The 1,414-nt window shown below is 55.4% G+C and carries 3 protein-coding genes; all 3 read left to right on the plus strand.

Annotated features, from left to right (window positions below):
• Positions 1-190 (plus strand): hypothetical protein (locus tag EXE42_RS18730; RefSeq protein ID WP_158293731.1); only part of this gene is annotated, 190 nt, incomplete at its 5' end.
• Between the two features lie 265 nt (positions 191-455).
• A complete protein-coding gene (locus EXE42_RS18735) occupies positions 456-623 on the plus strand; it encodes a hypothetical protein (RefSeq protein ID WP_158293732.1) in 168 nt (55 codons plus the stop codon).
• Between the two features lie 105 nt (positions 624-728).
• Positions 729-1,109, plus strand: coding sequence for a hypothetical protein (locus EXE42_RS15510; RefSeq protein ID WP_137706907.1), 381 nt, complete (start codon positions 729-731; stop codon positions 1,107-1,109).
• The last annotated feature ends 305 nt before the right edge of the window (positions 1,110-1,414 follow it).

Below are 1,414 nucleotides of genomic sequence, written 5' to 3' on the forward strand. Positions count from 1 at the left end.
AGTCGAGGAGAACCCCCGAAAGACGGTGGTTCAAGCGAACTATCAGACGGGTCACAAGGCGTTCATCGGCGGCAAGAAGGGGAAGCGACAGGACATCCTTCTCCCTGTCCGTGCGTTCGAGCAATGGCTGTACCACACCGAAGTGGTCGAACCGCTTTTTGCGGATTACCACGAACGGTACCCATACTGATGAACAAACAACAGCGTGAACAACAGGCGATCCATTGGGAGTCACAGTTCGAGAACTTGACCGAGGAAGAACAACAGGAGTGGCGCGAGACGGGGAGCGTTGACGGTCTATGATAGACACGGACGATCCGCTGAATGGTCGTTGTCCGACGTGCGGGAAATACTGGGCTGTGTGTATCTGTAACCCGACGCACCCGACGAACGCGGCATAATCGTCCGCTGCTTTTCGACGCAACGGCAGTCACACGCCCGAGCGTCAGTTACCTATGGACGAAGCAACCACCGTCTTAGAATTTGAGGAGGAGACAAAAAACTACGCCAAGTACGAAGCAGAAGAAAACAACGGCGTTGTTGCTGATTTCACTTCTGTGTACGTTCCACAGGAACAGTTTGATGATCCACCACAGACGCTTGCGCTTTCTAGTGAGTCCTAATCTATTTCTTTCTCTTTTGCTCAACGGCGGTCAGACGCCCGAGAGCTTGTCGCGTTCGTGAAGCGGACGCGACCGCGTGCTACCGCGTTAGCGTAGCAGGCTATTATGTCGAAGGCAACCGACTCCGCCGACGTTGACCCGTCGGTCACGACCGAGGAACCGTCCGTTGACACCGAGCCGTCTGTCGAGCCGCAGGGGACCGCCCGAGCAATTTCGGTGAAAGACACCAGCCACACCGACCCGTTGTACGGGACTGACCGTACGACGGCACGGGCGATCATGGACGAAGCCCGTGACCACGACAGCACCGTGATTCGGAAGCCTGAAGTCGCCCGATTCGGCAACCTGCTTGAGATAAGCCTTCGCGGGACTGTGGCTGTGTCGTACAATGACGTGCTACGGGCAATCAACACCGACGTGTACGTGGTTCAGAACTTCCTGTCGCACTCCTCGGGGAGTGTTACAATCACGCTCAAGACCCCGTAACGTGTCTCCCTCCGTTCTTTTGCTCGCTGGTCGGTCAGACGACCAGCAGAGCACATCCTATGAGCCGAAAACACATCTACATCGGAGAAGTGTACTGTGACGGCCAGCGAGTCGAACAAATCGCACACACGACCCAAGGTGGCGCACAAGAAGACGTTGAAGTAATAGCATCAGGGTACAGCGGTGAGGTGGAAACTGAAATCCACACACTACGACTGTATCGTGGCCCCGAGGCAACCGAGACAGCAGCCGACGTTAATGAGGACTCATAATGCCAAGTAGAGGAGACATTATTGACAAGTGGC

It is taken from the genome of Halorubrum sp. SP3 (assembly GCF_005435195.1).
Taxonomy (GTDB): Archaea; Halobacteriota; Halobacteria; order Halobacteriales; family Haloferacaceae; genus Halorubrum; species Halorubrum sodomense.

What these genes read in the sequence shown, in the direction of transcription:
- EXE42_RS15510 (WP_137706907.1), top strand. Translation starts at nt 729, where the DNA reads ATGTCGAAGGCAACCGACTCCGCCGACGTTGACCCGTCGGTCACGACC.
- EXE42_RS18735 (WP_158293732.1), top strand. Translation starts at nt 456, where the DNA reads ATGGACGAAGCAACCACCGTCTTAGAATTTGAGGAGGAGACAAAAAAC.